This window comes from Nocardioides pyridinolyticus (assembly GCF_054653575.1).
Window position 1 is genome coordinate 64360 of sequence record NZ_BAAIFY010000003.1, and the last position, 18352, is coordinate 82711.

Annotated in this window: 17 protein-coding genes; 7 read left to right on the top strand and 10 right to left on the bottom strand. The window is 73.4% G+C overall.

Features of this window, described 5'->3' with window-relative positions; translation table 11 throughout:
• The first annotated feature begins 4 nt into the window (after positions 1-4).
• Genes hisC through ACYQ0U_RS03860 form a run of 3 tightly spaced genes read left to right on the top strand, consistent with a single transcriptional unit; the run spans position 5 to position 3225 of the window.
• Positions 5-1075: a histidinol-phosphate transaminase gene (gene hisC, locus ACYQ0U_RS03850; RefSeq protein ID WP_459969609.1), complete on the top strand. Its 1071-nt coding sequence runs from the start codon at positions 5-7 to the stop codon at positions 1073-1075.
• Positions 1076-1126: 51 nt separating this feature from the next.
• Positions 1127-2284, top strand: a complete 1158-nt coding sequence (locus ACYQ0U_RS03855) for a glycoside hydrolase family 3 N-terminal domain-containing protein (RefSeq protein WP_459969611.1) — start codon at positions 1127-1129, stop codon at positions 2282-2284.
• Positions 2281-3225: a glutathione S-transferase family protein gene (locus ACYQ0U_RS03860; RefSeq protein WP_459969613.1), complete on the top strand. Its 945-nt coding sequence runs from the start codon at positions 2281-2283 to the stop codon at positions 3223-3225. Before ACYQ0U_RS03855 ends, ACYQ0U_RS03860 begins: the two co-directional genes overlap by 4 nt.
• Positions 3226-3321: 96 nt before the next feature.
• Here the strand turns inward: ACYQ0U_RS03860 and ACYQ0U_RS03865 are convergent, their stop codons facing one another.
• The 3 genes from ACYQ0U_RS03865 to ACYQ0U_RS03875 all read right to left on the bottom strand — a co-directional run bounded on the left by ACYQ0U_RS03865 (position 3322) and on the right by ACYQ0U_RS03875 (position 5497).
• A complete protein-coding gene (locus ACYQ0U_RS03865) occupies positions 3322-3609 on the bottom strand; it encodes a DUF1905 domain-containing protein (RefSeq protein WP_459969615.1) in 288 nt (95 codons plus the stop codon).
• Between the two features lie 18 nt (positions 3610-3627).
• The gene (locus ACYQ0U_RS03870) at positions 3628-4596 is read right to left on the bottom strand and encodes a family 43 glycosylhydrolase (RefSeq protein WP_459969617.1); all 969 of its coding nucleotides are present in this window, start codon (positions 4594-4596) and stop codon (positions 3628-3630) included.
• Between the two features lie 121 nt (positions 4597-4717).
• Positions 4718-5497, bottom strand: coding sequence for a helix-turn-helix transcriptional regulator (locus ACYQ0U_RS03875; protein WP_459969619.1), 780 nt, complete (start codon positions 5495-5497; stop codon positions 4718-4720).
• Positions 5498-5760: 263 nt separating this feature from the next.
• Here ACYQ0U_RS03875 and pdhA point away from each other — a divergent pair, with 263 nt between their 5' ends.
• The 3 genes from pdhA to ACYQ0U_RS03890 are packed head-to-tail and all read left to right on the top strand — an operon-like array spanning position 5761 to position 9314.
• On the top strand, positions 5761-6930 hold the full coding sequence (gene pdhA, locus ACYQ0U_RS03880; protein ID WP_459969621.1) for a pyruvate dehydrogenase (acetyl-transferring) E1 component subunit alpha: 1170 nt from the start codon (positions 5761-5763) through the stop codon (positions 6928-6930).
• Entirely contained in the window at positions 6930-7919 is a 990-nt protein-coding gene (locus ACYQ0U_RS03885) for an alpha-ketoacid dehydrogenase subunit beta (RefSeq protein ID WP_459969623.1), read from the top strand. The genes pdhA and ACYQ0U_RS03885 overlap by 1 nt, the downstream gene beginning before the upstream one ends.
• A gap of 15 nt (positions 7920-7934) precedes the next feature.
• Positions 7935-9314: a dihydrolipoamide acetyltransferase family protein gene (locus tag ACYQ0U_RS03890; RefSeq protein WP_459969626.1), complete on the top strand. Its 1380-nt coding sequence runs from the start codon at positions 7935-7937 to the stop codon at positions 9312-9314.
• An 82-nt stretch (positions 9315-9396) separates the two neighbouring features.
• On the opposite strand, the gene ACYQ0U_RS03895 is transcribed toward ACYQ0U_RS03890, so the two are convergent.
• A complete protein-coding gene (locus ACYQ0U_RS03895) occupies positions 9397-11238 on the bottom strand; it encodes a M20/M25/M40 family metallo-hydrolase (RefSeq protein ID WP_459969628.1) in 1842 nt (613 codons plus the stop codon).
• A 110-nt stretch (positions 11239-11348) separates the two neighbouring features.
• On the opposite strand from ACYQ0U_RS03895, the gene ACYQ0U_RS03900 reads away from it, so the two are divergent.
• Positions 11349-12395 carry a serine/threonine-protein kinase gene (locus ACYQ0U_RS03900; RefSeq protein ID WP_459969630.1) on the top strand — a complete coding sequence of 349 codons (1047 nt, stop codon included), beginning with the start codon at positions 11349-11351 and terminating at the stop codon, positions 12393-12395.
• Between the two features lie 94 nt (positions 12396-12489).
• Here the strand turns inward: ACYQ0U_RS03900 and ACYQ0U_RS03905 are convergent, their stop codons facing one another.
• From ACYQ0U_RS03905 to ACYQ0U_RS03930, 6 genes are all read right to left on the bottom strand, one after another.
• A complete protein-coding gene (locus ACYQ0U_RS03905) occupies positions 12490-13968 on the bottom strand; it encodes a carboxyl transferase domain-containing protein (protein WP_459969632.1) in 1479 nt (492 codons plus the stop codon).
• A 60-nt stretch (positions 13969-14028) separates the two neighbouring features.
• Positions 14029-14607 (bottom strand): Rossmann-fold NAD(P)-binding domain-containing protein, encoded by a 579-nt coding sequence (locus ACYQ0U_RS03910; protein WP_459969634.1) that lies wholly within the window; start codon positions 14605-14607, stop codon positions 14029-14031.
• Between the two features lie 172 nt (positions 14608-14779).
• Entirely contained in the window at positions 14780-15169 is a 390-nt protein-coding gene (locus tag ACYQ0U_RS03915) for a response regulator (RefSeq protein WP_459969636.1), read from the bottom strand.
• On the bottom strand, positions 15166-15726 hold the full coding sequence (locus ACYQ0U_RS03920; RefSeq protein ID WP_459969639.1) for a hypothetical protein: 561 nt from the start codon (positions 15724-15726) through the stop codon (positions 15166-15168). The genes ACYQ0U_RS03915 and ACYQ0U_RS03920 overlap by 4 nt, the downstream gene beginning before the upstream one ends.
• Complete coding sequence (locus ACYQ0U_RS03925; RefSeq protein ID WP_459969641.1) at positions 15723-16202, bottom strand: pyruvoyl-dependent arginine decarboxylase; 480 nt, start codon at positions 16200-16202, stop codon at positions 15723-15725. Before ACYQ0U_RS03925 ends, ACYQ0U_RS03920 begins: the two co-directional genes overlap by 4 nt.
• On the bottom strand, positions 16199-18283 hold the full coding sequence (locus ACYQ0U_RS03930; RefSeq protein ID WP_459969643.1) for a sensor histidine kinase: 2085 nt from the start codon (positions 18281-18283) through the stop codon (positions 16199-16201). Before ACYQ0U_RS03930 ends, ACYQ0U_RS03925 begins: the two co-directional genes overlap by 4 nt.
• Positions 18284-18352: the final 69 nt, after the last annotated feature.

Here is an 18352-nt window from a genome sequence, read left to right on the forward strand (position 1 = left end):
TCGCATGACCACTCCTCAGCCCCGGCGGAACGTCGCGGAGATCCCGCCGTACGTCGCCGGGAAGCCGCCGACGGTGCGCCCCGGGATGACCTCCTACAAGCTGTCGTCGAACGAGAACCCCTACCCGCCGCTGCCCGGTGTCGTCGAGGCCGTGCAGGCCGGCGTCGGTGCGATGAACCGCTACCCCGACATGGGCAGCGTCGCGCTCTACGAGGCGCTGGCGCGGAGGCTCGGCGTGCCGGCCGAGCACCTCTCGGTCGCCACCGGCTCGGTCGGCCTGATCTACCAGCTGGTGCAGGCGTTCTGCGATCCCGGGGACGAGGTCGTCTTCGCCTGGCGCTCGTTCGAGGCGTACCCCATCGCGGTCACCGCGGCCGCCGCGACGGCGGTCCGGGTGCCGGTCCGCGCGGACGGCCGCCACGACCTCGACGCGATGGCCGCGGCGATCACCGACCGCACCAAGGTGGTGCTGGTCTGCACGCCGAACAACCCGACCGGCCCGGCGGTGACGCAGTCCGAGCTCGACGCGTTCATCGCGCAGGTGCCGTCCCACGTCCTCGTCGTGGTCGACGAGGCGTACGTCGAGTTCGTGCGGATGGACGACGCGGTCGACGGGATCGCGACCTACGGTCAGCACGACAACGTCGTGCTGACCCGCACGTTCTCCAAGGCCTACGGCCTGGCCGGCTTCCGGGTCGGGTACGCCGTCGCGCCCGCCCCCATCGCGGGCGCGCTGCGCGCGGTGTCGCTGCCGTTCGGCGTCTCGACCGTCGCGCAGGCCGCGGCGACCGCGTCGCTGGAGCGTGAGGACGAGCTGCTGGAGCGCGTCGAGGCGCTGGTCGCCGAGCGCGCCCGCGTCGTCGCCGGCCTGAGGGACGCGGGCTGGGACGTGCCCGAAGCGCAGGGCAACTTCGTCTGGTTCGAGCTCGGCGAGCGGACCGCGGAGTTCGCGGCCGCCGCCGACGAGGCCGGCATCGTCGTGCGCCCGTTCGCCGGCGAGGGCGCCCGGGTCTCCGTCGGCGAGACCGAGGCCAACGACCGGCTGATCCGGGTCGCCGCCGCCTTCTCCCGCTGACACGTCCCGGCGGCATCCTCGTCGCGCGGCCCGGCTTGTACGGTCTCGGGCGTGCTCTCCGTGATCCCGAACCTCGTCGTGTCGACCGTCCTCGCCGCCGGGAGCCTCGGGGCCGCCGCCCAGCCCGCCGCTCAGGAGGCGTCGCGGGAGGCGACACCGGCCCAGGTGATGCGCGGGATGTCGCTCGAGCAGCGCGTCGGCCAGCTGTTCATGGTCGGTACGCCGGCCGATCGGGTGGACCGGAGGACGCGGGCCCAGATCGGGCGCTACCACGTCGGCAACGTGATGCTCACCGGCCGCAGCTACGCCGGCGTCCGCGACCCGCGCCGGGTGTCGCGCGCGATGCGCGGCGAGGTGTCCGCGGCGTCGACCGGCAACGTGCGGCTCTTCGTGGCCACCGACCAGGAGGGCGGCCAGGTGCGGGTGCTGCAGGGGCCGGGCTTCTCCGACATCCCGTCCGCGCTGGTGCAGGGCCGCTGGTCGCTCGCCGGGCTGCGCAGCTCGGCGAAGACCTGGAGCGAGCAGCTCCGCGACGCCGGGGTGAACATGAACCTGGCGCCGGTCCTGGACACCGTGCCGAGCAAGCGAGCGGCCCGGCACAACCCACCCATCGGCAAGTACGACCGGCAGTTCGGCTACACCACGCGGGTCGTCGCCCGGCACGGTCTGGCCTTCCTGCGCGGGATGCTCGACGGCGGCGTCACGCCCACGGCGAAGCACTTCCCCGGTCTCGGCCGGGTGCACGCGAACCCCGACATCGCCGACGGCGTCACCGACCGCGTGACCACCCGGCGCGACGCCTACCTCCGGCCGTTCCGGGCGGCGGTGCGGGACGGCGTGCCGGTGGTGATGATGTCGACGGCGTACTACGAGCGGATCGACCCGAGGCGCCCGGCGGCGTTCTCGCCGGTCGTGGTCGGCACGATGCTGCGCGGCGACCTCGGCTTCACCGGCGTCGTGATCAGCGACGACCTCGCCCGCGCCCAGCAGGTGGCGGCGATCCGGCCGGCGGCCCGCGCGGTGCGCTTCCTGAAGGCCGGCGGCGACCTGGTGCTGGTCGTCGACCCCGATCCGCTCCCCGCGATGTATGCCGCCGTCCTGGCCAAGGCGCAGCGCAGTCCGGCGTTCAAGCAGCGGGTCAACTCCTCGGTGCTGCGGATCCTCCGGGCGAAGGACCGTCAGGGTCTCCTGCCTAAGGTGGCCCCATGAGTGAGGAGTCGGGGGAGTTCAAGCGCGACACGACCTACATTCCGGACCGGATCACCGAGAACGCCCGGAAGCCCGAGCACGGCCCGGTCGAGGGCGAGCTGTGGCCGGTCGAGTCCGGCCGCTACCGGCTCGTGGCCGCCCGGGCCTGCCCGTGGGCCAACCGCGCGATCATCGTGCGCGGCCTGCTGGGGCTCGAGGACGTGATCTCGATGGGGCTGTGCGGGCCGACGCACGACGAGCGCAGCTGGACCTTCGACCTCGACCCGGACGGGCGCGACCCGGTGCTCGGCTACGAGCGGCTCCAGGAGGCGTACTTCGCGCGCTTCCCGGACTACCCGCGTGGCATCACGGTGCCGGCGATGGTCGACGTGCCCTCCGGTGGCGTCGTGACCAACGACTTCCCCTGGATCACCCACGACTTCTTCTTCGAGTGGCGCGACCACCACCGTCCCGACGCGCCCGACCTCTGGCCCGACGACCTCCGCGAGGAGATGGACGAGGTCATGGAGCGGATCTTCACCGAGGTCAACAACGGGGTGTACCGCTGCGGCTTCGCGACCGGGCAGGAGGCGTACGAGGAGGCCTACGACCGGCTCTTCGCCGCGCTCGACTGGCTCGAGGACCGGCTCACCGACCGGCGCTACCTGATGGGCGACGCGATCACCGAGGCCGACGTCCGGCTGTTCACCACCCTGGTCCGCTTCGACGCGGTCTACCACGGGCACTTCAAGTGCAACCGCAACAAGTTGAGCGAGATGCCGGCGCTGTGGGGCTACGCGCGCGACCTGTACCAGACGCCGGGCTTCGGCGACACGGTCGACTTCTTCCAGATCAAGCGGCACTACTACGTCGTGCACACGAACATCAATCCCAGCCAGGTCGTCCCGAAGGGCCCGGACAACCGCGGTTGGCTGACGGAGCACGGGCGCGAGAAGCTGTAGCTCGGGCTCGTGGGGTACCCGGTTGACCGGGTATCTCCACGGTTCCCGGCCGTGGCGACGGGCGAGAACCGGGCGAACTGCCCTGGAACCCCGGCCTCAGACGTCGATCGACAGGCGCACCGCGACCACGTCGTCGAGCTCGATGCCCTCCGGCCGGCGCAGCGCGTCCTTGAGGGGCACCACGTAGGAGCCGTCCTTCGGCCACAGCGACGTGGTGACCGTGGTGTCGCCGACGGTGACGGCGGCCGGGATCATCCCCCATCCATAGGTCACGGCCGCGGCCATCTCCTGGATCCTCTCGGCCTCGTCGGGCGGCACTCGGACGAAGTGGTACGGCGCCGGGCCGCGCCAGCTGAACACCTCGCCGCTGAACTCGAGCTCCACGTGCTCAGGCTAGGCGGCTCACCAGCGGATCGGCCGCACGAACCGGCCGATCCGCGGCGTCGCGTGCCGCCAGTCCAGGTGCGCGGCGTACAGCGCCCGTCGGGCGTGCGGGTGGCCGTCGCGCCCGGAGTGGAACCGCGCCGGGCACGGCTTCGCCCGGTGGCAGGTCCAGCCGTGGAAGAACACCACGCGTCCGCGGCGGCTCACCGACAGGTCCGCGCCGCCCGGGCCACAGAGCCCATGGTTGCCGAGCAGCAGGCGCGGCCGGCTCCAGTGGTGGAGGGTGCGCGACCGGCGCCAGGTCGTGCGGTAGCCGCAGTCCTCGAACGACCCCTCGGACGTGAGGAGGAAAAGCAGGCGGCCCCGGCGCACGAGCGTCGGGTTCTCGACGACCGTGTGCCGGCTGCGCAGCAGCACCCGGCCCGCGGCGCCGTGCGCCCGGTGCCGGCCGTCGCGGCTGAGCCGGACGACCCGGATCGTGGTCGGCAGGCCCTGGGTCTTGTAGACGAGGTGCCGCCCGCCGCTGCGCGCGGTGTAGCCCGACGGGTCGATCGCGCCGCGGCGCGGGCAGACCAGCGGCGACCGGCCGGGACGGAACGCGTCGGTCGCCCGGCGGGCGGTCGCGACCCCGATGCAGCGCTTGGCCCCGCCGCGCTTCACGGCCGAGAAGTAGAGCAGCCAGCGCTTGCCGGTCCACACGAGGTCCGGCGCCCAGATCGCGGCCGGCTTCGCCCACGCGGGTCGTACGGCGAGCGCGCGGCCCGCCGGCTTCCAGGGCCCGCGCGGGGTGCGGGCGACGGCCCGCGGTGCCCGCGCGCCGGTCGACACCGCGACGTACCCGTGGGCGTAGCGCGCCACGGTCGGGTCGGCGAACCCGCTGCTGTGGAACACCGGCGCGGCCTGCCGGACCACCTCGGCGCGCGGCGTCGCGGCCGTGGTCGGCCCCCCGGTCAGCTCGACCACCAGCGCGGTGACCAGCACCGCCATCAGGGCAGCCGTGGCCGCCCGCCTCCCCCGCACCATCCACCCCGCCCCACCGTGTGCACCCGATCGTGAGGCGACAGGATGGCCCGGCCGCAGCCGGATCCGGGGAGGCACGCCGAGGACGTCAGCTGCCGCTGCTGAGCCGGAGCCCGGCCGCGAAGCGGGAGCGCACCCCCAGGGCGCCGAGGATCGCGGCGACGTCCGAGCGGATCGTGCGGACGCTGACGCCGAGCGCCTCCGCGATCGCGGCGTCGCCGAGGTCGTTGGCCAGCAGCGCGACGACCTGGTGCTGACGCGGCGTCAGTTCGGCCGGGGGCGGCACCGAGCCGCGGGCCGGGTACGACGACTCGAGGGCGAGCTCCCAGTACTTCCACGCCGCCTCGATGCACGGCCCGGCCGAGATCAGCAGCAGCGACTCCTCGCCGTCGAGCACGGGTCCGGACAGCAGCAGCAGGCGTCGGTCGGCGATCTTGAGCGACATCGGGCCCACGCCGAAGTAGTAGTCGCCGACGGGCTCGTTCGCGACCAGCACCCGGGCGTCGGGACGGGTGCCGTCGTTGTCGAGGATGCTCGTCATCCGCAGGCCCGCTGCGAGGAACCGGCGGTTGGCCGGAAGGCTCGCCCGGAGGTTGGCCGCGGTCGTCGCGTCCCGGATCGACAGCATCTCCTGCCACCCCGGGATCGCCTCGAGCAGCCAGTCGTTGATGCGGTCGAGCCCCCCGGTGAGGAGCTCGACGCCCGGCACCGATCGGCGCTGGATGCGCTCGGCCAGCTCGATGCGACGCACCTGCAGGCGCGTCGCGGCGTCCCGCGTGGCGTGCCGGACAGCGGTCGGGATGTGGTCGCGAGGTCCCAGCCCCACGCCGACCGGGCGCCGGGTGCCCGAGTCGCCCGTACCGCTCACGTCCGTCCCCGTTTCTTCCGCGAGTCGCAGAAGAAGTCTCGGCAGGTCGCGCAGGCCCCGCAACCGGAACCCGGAAAAGCGGTTCATACCGCCCCACGAGCAGACCGACCCGGATTGGCGGGGGTGACGGCGACGCGGGTAGGTTTGCCCGGCACGATTGTGTTCCGGGTCACAGGGCGCACCACCCCCGCGTCCCGTGTCCGGAGCGACCGACCTCGGCACGCGGAGACCCCGTACCCGCCGGCGATCTCGAAGGAGCGCACGTGAGCCACCAGTCATCGGGTGAGACACCCGGATTCGGACCGGACCTCGTGGAGGTGTTCGGTCCCTCGCAGCAGGACGGGGGCCCCGAGCTCGTCCAGCTGCTGACCCCGGAGGGCGAGCGGGTCGAGCACCCCGAGTTCGCCTTCGACCTCGGCGACGACGCCATCCTCGGCTTCTACCGGGACATGGTCCTCACCCGTCGCATCGACACCGAGGCCACCGCGCTCCAGCGCCACGGCGAGCTCGGGATCTGGGCCCAGCTGCTCGGCCAGGAGGCCGCGCAGATCGGCGCCGGCCGGGCGCTGCGCCCGCAGGACTTCGTCTTCCCGACCTACCGCGAGCACGGCGTCGCCTGGTGCAAGGGCGTCGACCCGCTCGACCTGCTCGGGCTCTTCCGCGGCGTGGACCAGGGCTCCTGGAACCCCGCCGACAACAACTTCGGCCTCTACACGATCGTGATCGGCGCGCAGACGCTGCACGCGACCGGCTACGCGATGGGCATGCAGCGCGACGGCGTCGTCGGCACCGGTGACCCCGACCGCGACGCCGCGGTGATCGCGCACTTCGGCGACGGCGCGTCCTCGCAGGGCGACGTCAACGAGTCGTTCATCTTCGCCGCGTCCTACAACGCCCCGGTCGTGTTCTTCTGTCAGAACAACCAGTGGGCGATCTCCGAGCCGATCGAGCGCCAGAGCCGGATCCCGCTCTACCAGCGGGCTCTGGGCTTCGGCTTCCCCGGCGTCCGGGTCGACGGCAACGACGTCCTCGCGACGTACGCCGTCACCCAGGCCGCGCTCCAGCGGGCCCGGGAGGGGCAGGGTCCCACGTTCGTCGAGGCGTACACGTACCGGATGGGTGCGCACACCACGACCGACGACCCGACGCGCTACCGGCTCTCCGACGACCTCGAGCGCTGGAAGCTCAAGGACCCGATCGCCCGCGTCGCGGCGTACCTGCGCCGCAACGGGGTCGCCGACGACGCGTTCTTCTCCGGCGTGGAGCAGGAGGCCGACGAGCTGGGCCACCGGTTGCGCGAGGGATGCAAGGCGCTGCCCGACCCGCAGCCGCTGAGCATCTTCGACCACGTCTACAGCGAGATGACCGAGGAGCTCGAGTCGCAGCGCGACGGGTTCGCGGCGTACCTCGCGAGCTTCGAGGGGGCGCACTGATGAGCGGGGCGACCCAGAGGATCACGCTCGCCAAGGGCCTCAACATGGGGCTGCGCAAGGCGATGGAGGACGACCCCAAGGTCCTGCTCATGGGTGAGGACGTCGGCAAGCTCGGCGGCGTCTTCCGGATCACCGACGGCCTGCAGAAGGACTTCGGCGAGGACCGGGTCATCGACTCGCCGCTGGCCGAGTCCGGCATCGTCGGTACGGCGGTCGGCCTGGCCCTGCGCGGCTACCGCCCCGTCGTCGAGATCCAGTTCGACGGCTTCGTCTACCCGGCGTACGACCAGATCGTCTGCCAGGTCGCGAAGCTCCAGTTCCGCAGCCAGGGCAAGCTGAAGATGCCGATGGTGATCCGGATCCCGTTCGGCGGCGGCATCGGCGCGGTCGAGCACCACAGCGAGAGCCCGGAGGCGCAGTTCGCGCACACGCCGGGCCTGAAGGTGGTCGCCTGCTCGAACCCGGTGGACGGCTACTGGATGATCCAGCAGGCCATCGCCTGCGACGACCCGGTCATCTTCCTCGAGCCCAAGCGGCAGTACCACGCCGACAAGGCCGACCTCGACGAGTCGGCGACGCCCGCGCCGCTGTTCACCTCGCGCGTCGTCCGGGCCGGCACCGACGCGACCGTGCTGGCCTACGGCCCGACGGTGAAGACCGCGATGTCCGCGGCCGAGGCCGCCGCGACCGAGGGCAAGTCGCTCGAGGTCATCGACCTGCGCACGCTCTCGCCGCTGGACATGAAGCCGGTCTACGAGTCCGTGCGCCGCACCGGCCGGGCGATCGTCGCGCACGAGGCCCACGTCAACCTCGGCATGGGCGCCGAGCTCGCCGCCCGCATCACCGAGGAGTGCTTCTACTCGCTGGAGGCCCCGGTGCTGCGCGTGGGTGCGTTCGACACCCCCTACCCCGCCTCGCGGATCGAGGAGGACTACCTCCCCGACCTGGACCGGGTGCTGGACGCCGTCGACCGCTCCCTCGCCTTCTGAACCTGGAGTTCTGACATGCCCGAGTACAAGCTGCCCGACGTGGGCGAGGGCCTCACCGAGGCCGAGATCGTCGCCTGGCACGTGCAGGTCGGCGACGTCGTCGAGATCAACCAGGTCGTCGTCGAGATCGAGACCGCGAAGTCGATCGTGGAGCTGCCCTCCCCGTTCGCGGGCGAGGTCACCGCGATCATGGTCGAGGTCGGGGTCACGGTCCCGGTCGGCACCCCGATCATCGCGATCGGCGAGCCCGCCGCGGGCTCGCCGGCGGCACCGGCCGAGATCGACCTCTCCAACCCGGCCGCCTCGGGTGGCGGCGAGGGCGAGTCGCTGGTCGGCCGCAACAAGGCCGACCGCGGCCCGGTCCGGCGCGCCCGCAAGGTCACCTCCGGCGCCGCCGCGGCGCACTGGCAGACCCAGGCGGCCTTCGAGCCGGGTGCGGCCCCGATGGTCGAGGCGGACGGGGCCGACGAGGCCGACGAGGCGCCGGTCCCGTCGACGCCGGCCGCCCCCGCGGCGGCCGCGTCGGTCCAGGTGCTGGCCAAGCCCCCGGTGCGCAAGCTGGCCAAGGACCTGGGGGTCGACATCAGCACGCTCACCCCGACCGGCCCGAACGGCACCGTGTGCCGCGAGGACGTCGAGTCGGCCGCGGGCGGCACTCCTGCCCCGGCCGCCCCGGCCCCCGCGCCGGCGGGTCGGGAGTACCGCGAGCCGATCAAGGGCGTGCGCAAGATGATGGGCCAGGCGATGGTCCAGTCGGCGTTCACGCTGCCGCACGTCACCGAGTGGGTCACCGTCGACGTCACCCGGACGATGGAGTTCGTCGAGCGGCTGAAGGCCCGGCGCGAGCTCCGCGACGTGAGGGTCTCGCCGATGCTCGTGCTCGCCCGTGCGGTGATGCTCGCCATGCGGCGTACGCCGGAGATCAACTCGTGGTGGGACGAGGCGGCCGGCGAGGTCGTCTTCAAGCGCTACGTGAACCTCGGCATCGCCGCGGCCACCCCGCGCGGCCTGGTCGTCCCGAACATCAAGGACGCCGAGGCGATGTCGCTGCCCGAGCTCGCGACCGCGCTCGGCGCGCTCGTCGACACCGCCCGCGCGGGGAAGACGCAGCCGGCCGAGATGAGCGGCGGCACGTTCACGATCACCAACGTGGGCGTCTTCGGCGTCGACGCCGGAACGCCGATCATCAACCCCGGCGAGTCCGCGATCCTGTGCTTCGGCGCGGTGAAGAAGCAGCCGTGGGTCGACGAGGCGACCGGCGAGATCGTCGCGCGCGACGTCACCACGCTGGCGCTGTCCTTCGACCACCGGCACATCGACGGAGAGAAGGGCTCGCAGTTCCTCTCCGACGTCGCCGGCATGATGCAGGACCCCGCCTCGGCGCTGCTGTTCTGATCGTCGAGTTGGGCCTCAGTCACGCTTGAGTTGGGTAGGAGTTCGCGACTCCGGCCCAACTCAACGGCGAACGAGGGCCAACTCAACGGCGGCGTTCGAAGGCGCCCAGGTCGACCCGGCCGGCGACGTGCCGGCGCTCCTGGCCGGCCGGGTGGACGTACTCCCAGCGCGGGCGCCACCGCTGCGGCACGCGCACGCCCCGGTCGATCGCCGGCGACCCCGCACGGAGGCGGAAGTCGTCGTGGGCCGGGTCGGCGAAGTGCCGCAGGCCGACCCGCCGGTTGCCCCTGGCCGGTACGCCGGAGAGCGTGGTCAGGTCGCCGGGACCGACCAGCAGGTTGTTGCGCAGCACGGCGCGGCTGCCCGCGTCCAGGCTCACGAACGTGCCCGTCGAGCGGCGGTTGACGAAGGTGTTGTTGACGACCCACAGCTGCTTCGAGCCGGTGAACCCCTCGGCGCCGTAGGAGACGAGGGCCGAGTTCTCCGAGTGCGGCCCCTGCACGATCGTGTTCCCGGCGACGAGCGAGCGACCGCCGTTCGGCAGGTCGATCGAGTAGCTCGCGGTGGAGTCGCGGTCGCTGACGAGGTTGCCGACGACGGTGTTCCGCGCGGCGCGGGACTTGAGCTCGTGGCCGGTGTCGGCGCCCCAGAGCCAGCTGCCGGTGACGGTGAGCGACCGCACCGCGCCGACGTAGATGTTGTGGGTGTAGCCGTCGCCCGCGCCGTTGCGGAAGAAACGCGACCGCCGGATGACGACGTCGCTGTCCGGCGCGGCCCCGGTCAGGATGCCGTTCTCGTTGTGGTGGAACCAGCTGCGGGTGACCGTGAGGTCGTCGCCCTCCTGGCGGATGCCGGCGCCGTTGCCGTCCGGCACTGCGGCGCCGCTGAACTCCAGCCGGTCGACGCTCGTGCGGTCGCCGGCGAGCACCCAGATCGCCTTGCCCTGGGCGCTCGCCCCGTCCGCCCGCAGGTGCGCGCGCCCCCCGGCGCCGCGCAGCGTCAGGTCGTCCTGCGTCCAGGTGGCCACGTCGCCGGCGTACGTCCCGGCGTCGATGAGCACCGTGTCGCCGTCGAGCGCGACCGCGGCCGCCGCGCTGGGCGTCCGCAGCTCCCGGTCCGGGCCGACCCGCCACGTGCGCGGCCCGCCGGCGTCGGCCGGCGCCAGGAGCGCGCCGGGCGCGAGGAGCGCGAGGCAGAGGACGGACCCGAGGACCACCGAGAGCGTGCGACGCATCGGCCCATTCTCCACACGGGGTCGACGACAGGCGCGGACCAGCGCGAGCACCAGGCTCTCGGTCACGGCGACGAGCTCGTCGACCACCACCGACTCCTCCGGCCCGTGGGCGAGGCGGACGTCGCCGGGACCGTAGTGCAGCGTGGGCACGCCGGCCGCGGAGTAGAGCCGGAGGTCGCTGCCGTACGGCGCACCCCGCTCGCGCGGCCGCGGTCCCCGGGTGACGTCGGCGTGCGCCGCGGCGACCAGGTCGTGCAGGGCGCCGTCGGCCTCGGCGTACTCCCCGCTGCCGCGTCCGTGGATCCGGCGCCCCTCGACGGTCGCCCTGAACGGGTCGTGGCGCCACTGCGCGAGGTCGCCGCTCGGCACGACGTCGACGTGGCCTTGGAGGACCAGCTCCGGCTCGCCCGGCCCGCTGGACGCGACCAGGCCCCACGCCTCCGTCCGCGTCGCCTCCCACCCGGGGAAGGCCGGGCCGGCGGTCAGCCGCGGCAGGTCGAGCTGCCACAGGTCGACGTCGAGTCCGAGCTCGCCGACCTGCTTGGCCAGCCGGTGCTGCACGTCGCACTCGGCGTCGGAGCCGCTCACCGACGGCACCGAGATCAGGTCGACGAGATCGCGGACGAGCTCGCGCTCGTCGACGAACGCGAGCGCCCGGAGCTCGAGGTCGCTGAGGTCGCGGTGGGACATGCGCGCACGCTAGTGCCGGGCGGCACACCCCGCAGGGTGATTGAGGAGATCTTCAGGGACGCGCTGTGGAGGCAGGTCTGCGCCCTCGTGAGCGCGGGTAGGAGACGCGCGTGGACAGGGTCGGGCCGTACCGCATCGTCCGCCGCCTCGGCAGCGGCGGCATGGGCGTCGTGCACGAGGCCTGGGACACCGCCCTGGAGCGGCCGGTCGCGCTCAAGGTGATCTCGCCACAGCTCGCCGACGACCCCGGCTTCCGCGGGCGGTTCACCCGCGAGGCGCGGCTCCAGGCCGCGCTCAGCTCCGAGCACGTGCTGCCCGTGTACGCGTTCGGCGAGGACGACGGCCGGCTCTGGATCGCCTCGCCCTATGTCCCCGACGGCGACCTCGGCCGGCTGCTGAAGCAGTACGGCGCGCCGCCGCGGCCGGTCGCGATCGACCTGATCGACCAGGTGGCCGCCGGGCTCGCCGACGCGCACGCCGCCGGGCTGGTGCACCGCGACATCAAGCCCGCGAACGTGCTGCTCCGTCGCGGCCCCCGCATCCGCGCCTACCTGGCGGACTTCGGCGTCGCCGGGCCGATCGGCAGCGTCCACGACGAGGCGGGCACGCCGGCCTACATGGCGCCCGAGCTGACCGCGGGCGGCGCCGCGGGCGTGGGGTCGGACGTCTACGCGCTCGGCTGCCTGCTCCGCGCGGTGCTCGCGCCCGGCGACTCGTTGCAGTCGGTGGTGGCCGTCGCGACGGCCGAGCGGCCCGACGACCGCTACTCCTCGGCCGCGGCGTTCCGGGAGGCGCTGACCGCGACGGCGCCGCGGCGGCGGCGCTGGTGGCTGGTCGCGGTCCCGATGGCGATCCTCCTCCTCGTCGTCGCGGCCGCCGGTGCCTGGGTCGTGTGGCGGGAACCCGATCCCGAGCCCTCGGGGCCGGCCGTCGACGTCGAGCGGCGCGCCGCCGACGAGCTCGCGGCGTCCCTCGAGCGGGTGATGACGCCGGCGCAGGCGGACTGCGCGGCGGCGTACCTGCTCGACGACCTGGGGTTCGCGGCGCTGGTGGACGCGGGCTTCTTCGCCCGGGACGGCGCGTTCCTGGACCCCGACCTCGCCGACGAGCCGGAGGTCAAGAGGTCGCTGACGGCGGCTACCGCCGCGTGCGCCTGAGGGGGAGCCTCTAGCTCGCTCCTCACGATGTAACGCGGGGTTAGAACGACTATGAACCCGTTCGAGCGGGGTGACCAGTCGTCGTAACCCCGCGTTACACGTAGCGGCGCGCGCGGTCCGCCGGCGACCCCGGCCCGGCGTCGAGCAACGCGGCGAGCTCGTGCTCCAGCACCGCGCCGACCCGCTGGCAGAAGGCCTCGGGCTCGTCGGCGGCGTCGGGGTGCTCGGTGACGAGCCGGTCCACGATGCCGCGTTCGCGCAGGTCGAGGGCGCGGACCTGCTGGGCGCGGGCCATCTCGGGGGCGTGGTCGAGGTCGCGGTGCACGATCGCGCTGGCGCCCTCGGGCGGGAGGGGCGAGAGCCAGGCGTGCTGGGCGGCGATCACCCGGTCGGCGGGCAGGAAGGCCAGCGCACCGCCGCCGTTGCCCTCGCCGAGCATCAGGCACAGCGTGGGCGCGCGGACGGTGATCAGCTCGCTCATGCAGCGCGCGATCTCGCCGGCCATGCCGCCGTTCTCGGCCTCGGCCGACAGCGCCGCGCCCTGGGTGTCGATGACGGTGACCAGGGGCAGGTTCAGCTCGGAGGCCAGCCGCATCCCGCGCTGGGCCTCGCGCAGCGCCTCCGGCCCCATCGGGTGCTCGGTCGTCTGGCCGCGCCGGTCCTGGCCGAGGAAGACGCACGGCGCCTGCCCGAACCGCACCAGCGCCAGCAGCAGGCCCGGGTCGTGCTCGCCCTGGCCCGTGCCGTTGAGCGGGATCACGTCGCTGGCGGCGTACTTCAGCAGGCGGCGTACGCCGGGGCGGTCGGTGCGCCGCGACCGCGTGACCGCGTCCCAGGTCTCGACATCCGGGAGCGGCGAGAGCGGGACCCGCGCGGGCACCGGCTTGATGCCGTGCCGCGGCGCGAGGATGACCGCGAGCGCGCGGTCGAGGATGCCGGCGATCTCCTCCGGCGGGAGCACGGCGTCGATGATGCCGCGGGTGTAGAGGTTCTCGGCCGTCTGCACGCCCTCGGGGAAGGGCCTGCCGTAGAGCGCCTCGTAGACGCGCGGGCCGAGGAACCCGATCAGCGCGCCGGGCTCGCCGACGGTGACATGGCCGAGCGAGCCCCACGACGCCATCACGCCGCCGGTCGTGGGGTGGCGGAGGTAGACGAGGTAGGGGAGACCGGCGTTCTTGTGCGCGGCGACGGCCGCGGTGATCCGGACCATCTGCACGAACGCCGGCGTGCCCTCCTGCATCCGGGTGCCACCGCTGACCGGGCCGGCGAGCAGCGGCAGGCCCTCGCGGGTCGCCCGCTCGATCGCCGTGACGAGCCGGTCCGCGGACGCGCGGCCGATCGACCCGGCGAGGAACCGGAACTCGCCCATCACCACCGCGACCCGGCGGCCCTTCATCAGGCCCTCGCCGGTGAGCACCGACTCGTCGACGCCGCTCTTCTCCCGCGCGGCGGCGAGCTCGGCGGCGTACTCCTCCGAGAGGGCGCCGTACGCCGGCGGCGTGTCCCACGACGTCCACGACCCCTCGTCGAGGACGAGGTCGATGAGCTCGGCGGCGGACAGGCGGCGCGTCATCCCCGGAGGATACGAGGTCGCGCGGCGAGGGCGAATGACGGCCGGCCGCCTCCCCGCTCGTCAGCCCCTCGCCGCACGACCTCGATGCCACTCCGCCAGCAGCGCGGCCTCGCGGGCGCATGACATTCCGCTCACGGGTGCGCCCTCGGTCGCCCGCACCCACGCCAGGGACGGCGCCGGGTCGTGGCTGCCGAGTCCGTCGTGCTCCGGCCGCGGCAGCCACAGCGGCAGCGACTCCGGGCCCATCCAGGACTCGACGCCCTGCGCGGAGAGGAACTCCTGCGGCACCCACACCAGGGTGGCGTCGCTGCTCACGCCGACGGCGGCCTGCGCGAGGAGGTCGCGGATCGGCAGCACCTCGCCGACGCCGTCGTAGTCGCCGGAGGTACGCCGCTCGGCGCAGCCGACGATCCACGCGGCCAGGTCGCGCACGTCGATCACCTGCATCTCGTCCTCCGGGTCGCCACCCGCGAGGACCTCCCCGCCGTCGGCCAGCCGCACCGGCCAGTAGGTGAAGCGCCCGGTCGGGTCGCCGGGGCCGACGATGAGGCCGGGCCGGACCACCGTCCACGAGGCGGCGCCGTCGCGCACGACCTGCTCGCAGGCGACCTTCATCGGGCCGTACGCCTCCGGATCCACGGAGAGGTCGACGTCCGCGGGCTGGGCGTCGCGCGACCTCGTGGCCGCGCGCGAGGGCGTCGGCGGCGACCGCCCGGGAGAGGAACACCGAACCGCCGAGCACCAGGATCTTCACCCGGCCGACCTCTCGGAGCCGGGCCGCAGGGGCAAGCGATTCAGCCCAGGGCGGACGTCAGACGCCGACGTCGTCCCAGCCGAGCATCGCGGCCACCTCGTTGCCGAGCGTCATCGGGCTGAAGGGCTTCGAGATCACGCCGACCACCGCCATGTCGTCCCACGCCTGGTTCTCGCCGACCTGGAGCTTGGCCGTCAGCAGGATGACCGGGATGTCGCGGGTGCGCTCGTCGGCCCGCAGCGCCTGGAAGGTCGCCCGGCCGTCCATGACCGGCATCATCAGGTCGAGGAGCACGGCGTCCGGCTGGTGCTCGCGGGCCAGGTCGACCGCCGCCGCGCCGCCGTTGGCGGCGAGCACGTGCCACTTCGCGACGAGCTCGAGCGCCATCTTCGTGACCTCGCGCACGGAGTCGTCGTCGTCGACGATGAGGACCGTCGGGGTCCTCACGCCGGGTCCCCGAAGGTGCCGACGTAGTAGGTCTGCCGGTCGACCGGGACCACGGTCACGTCCCCGGTCTGCTCGAGGGCGCGGGCGGCGTGCTCGCCGAAGGCGAAGCTCTCGTCGTTGAACGCGCAGATGTCCCAGCCGACCACCGCGCGGGCCTCGGCCAGGCCCAGGCCCATGCTGTGGACCAGGGCCTGGAACACCCGGGCCTGCCGGTGCTCGGCCTGCACGAGCGCGAAGCCGATGTAGTAGACCGCGCCGCGGGCGAAGGCCTCGGGGTAGTGGTGGGCGAAGTACGCCGGGCTGATCCATGGGACGGTCTCGAGGTGCCGGGTCAGCGTCGAGAGCCCGATCGGCACGCCCTCGCTCCAGGCGACGTGCTTCTCCACGCGCGGGTCGTGCATCTCCTCGAGGAACTCCTCGCGGTGCAGCAGCTGGCGGGCCACCGCCCGGGCCTCGAGCGCGCCGAAGGCCTCGCGGTAGAGGCTGTGGAAGGTCTCGGCCAGGGCCGGGTCGAGCTCGGTCTCGACGCTCACGTGCAGCTGCTGGCCGATGGTCACGGCGTACTCCACTCCGCGGTGGCGTACGCCGCGATGGCCAGGGCACAGACCGGCAGGTCGGTGCAGTGCGCGGAGACGATGGCCGTGCTGACCTCGCCGAAGTCGATGCCGCGGTGCTCGGCGAGGTCGGTGAGGCTGAGCCGGATCTGCTCCTCGACCGACTCCGGGGTCCCGCCGTGGTGCTCGACGAACAGTCCGCCGATCGTCGGGTGGATCGCCCACCCGAGACCGGCCGAGACGACCTCGCCGGGATGGTCGGCGTACGCCACCGCCTCGACGCAGTAGAGGCGGTCGCCGTGCCCGCCGCGCACCGGCTCGCCGTCGCGGATGACGGTGCTGCCGGGCGGGATGACCGACGAGAGCGGGATCAGGTTGAAGTTGGCGACCCCCGCCTGGAGCAGCGCGTGGTCGAACGCCGACAGCAGGGTGCGGCCCGTGCCGACGGCGGTGCGGACGGCGATGTCGAGCTTGTTCACGACGGTGTTTCCTCCTGCTGGACGTGCTGGTGGCTGGCGCGGGCCGCGCGTGCCGAGGGCAGTGTCAACATCACCGTGGTGCCGGCGCCGAGCTCGCTCTCGGCCCAGATCCGGCCGCCGTGGCGCTCGACGATCCCGCGGCTGATGGCCAGCCCGAGGCCGGTGCCGCCCATCTGCCGGGCGTCGGACGAGTCGACCTGCTCGAAGCGCTGGAAGATCGCATCCAGCTTGTCCTCCGGGATCCCCCGGCCCTCGTCACGCACCCGGAACAGCACGTGCCCGCCGCCGTCGGTCTGCGCGTCGAGCTGGACCACTGTTCCGGTGTCGGAGAACTTGATCGCGTTGCTCAGCAGGTTCGTGAGCGTCTGCACGATGCGGTCGGCGTCCGCGAGCACGCGACCCGTGCTGGGCCCGACGACGACGCGCACGCCGGTGGTGTCCGCGAGGCCCGCCATCTCGGTGGCGGACCGGGTCAGCAGGTCGGCCGCGTCGACCGGCACCGCGTCGACGGGCCGGTCGCCGGACTCGATGCGCTCGAGGTCGAGGATGTCGTTGATCAGGCGGGTCAGCCGCTCGCTGCTCTCGGCCGCGATCGCGGTCATCGAGCGGGCCTGCGGGGTCAGCTCGCCGAGGACGCCGCTGGAGAGCAGGTCGAGCGAGCCGCGGATCGACGTGAGCGGGGTGCGCAGCTCGTGGCTGACCACCGAGAGGAACTCGTTCTTCATCCGGTCGACCTCGCGCCGCTGGGTGACGTCGCGGAACACCACCACGGCGCCGCGCGGCAGGTCCTCGTCGACCAGCGGGCTGGCGGTGATCTCGACGTCGAACGTGGTCGCGTCGGACCGGACGTAGACGTCCTCCTTGGCGGCGGTCACGATGCCGGAGCGGATCGCCTCGGCGATGTAGCAGCCCTCGTAGGAGTACGCCGTCCCGTGCTCGTCGGGGGCGTGGAAGACGTCGTGCGCGACGCGGCCGAGCAGCTCGTCGGCGTCGTACCGCAGGGCGGAGGCGCCGGCCGGGTTCACGAACGTGATCCGTCCCTCGGCGTCGACGCCGTAGATGCCGTCGCCCACCGAGGTCAGCAGCACCTCGGTCTGCCGGGCGAGCCGGCGCAGGTCGGCGGTCTGCGCCTCGACCCGATCCTCCAGGTCCCGGCGCAGGGTCCGGTTGTCGATGGTGAGCAGGATCTGCCGGGTGGCGGCGGCGAGTGCCATCATCAGCCACAGGGCGGCGGTGGCGTAGCCGAGCCGGCCGTCGGAGCCGAGCGCCACCTGTACGGTCGCCGCGACCATCAGCACCGCGTAGACGAGGATCGCGTCGCGCACCTGGGTCGGCGCGTCGACCGCGTCGACCGCGTCGGGGGTGTCGGTGGCGACGCTGGGATACCACGCGGCCAGCGCCAGCAGCACGTAGCCGACGATCCAGCCGAGGTCGAGCAGCGTGCCGAACTCGAACTCGCCCTGCGCAGCCAGCACGGCGAAGGGCAGGTCCGCGGCGGCGTACGCGAGGAAGCCCAGCGCCAGGAGGAGCAGGGCCCGCCGGTCCGACCCGCGGCTGCGCAGCACGAGCAGCAGCGCGACGACGACGAGCACGACGTCGAGCACCGGGATGAGCAGCGTGGCCAGCTGCGAGGCGGACCCGCGGGTCTGCTCGAGCAGCTCGGAGTAGACCAGGCTGCTGGCGACGATGAGCACGGCGCCGCCGATGACCAGGCCGTCGAGGGTCATCACGACGAGGTCGATGCCCCGGCGGCGGACGCTCGGGAAGCCCAGCACCGCGAGGATGCACAGCACCAGGGCCACGGTGATGGTCAGGTTGCTGAACGCGCTCGGCGAGGTCACGGGGTCGGAGCCGACGGCGGTCGCCCACACGTTGCCGGCGATCGCGATCAGCGCGCCGCTCATGATCAGCAGCCAGGAGCGGCGGCGGCGCCCGATGGTGCGGCGGGCGCGCAGCCAGCAGCTGACCGCGGTGAACGCGCCGCTCAGCACCAGGCCGAGTGCGCTGGCCGACAGGCGCACCTCCGGGGCCGTTCCGGGCGCGAGCAGGACGGCGAAGCCGGCGCACGTGACCACGGACACGGCGAGAACGCCCCGGAAGCGCCGTCGGTGACGTTCCCATGGCATCGTGGGTCGTCCCGACCGGCTGGC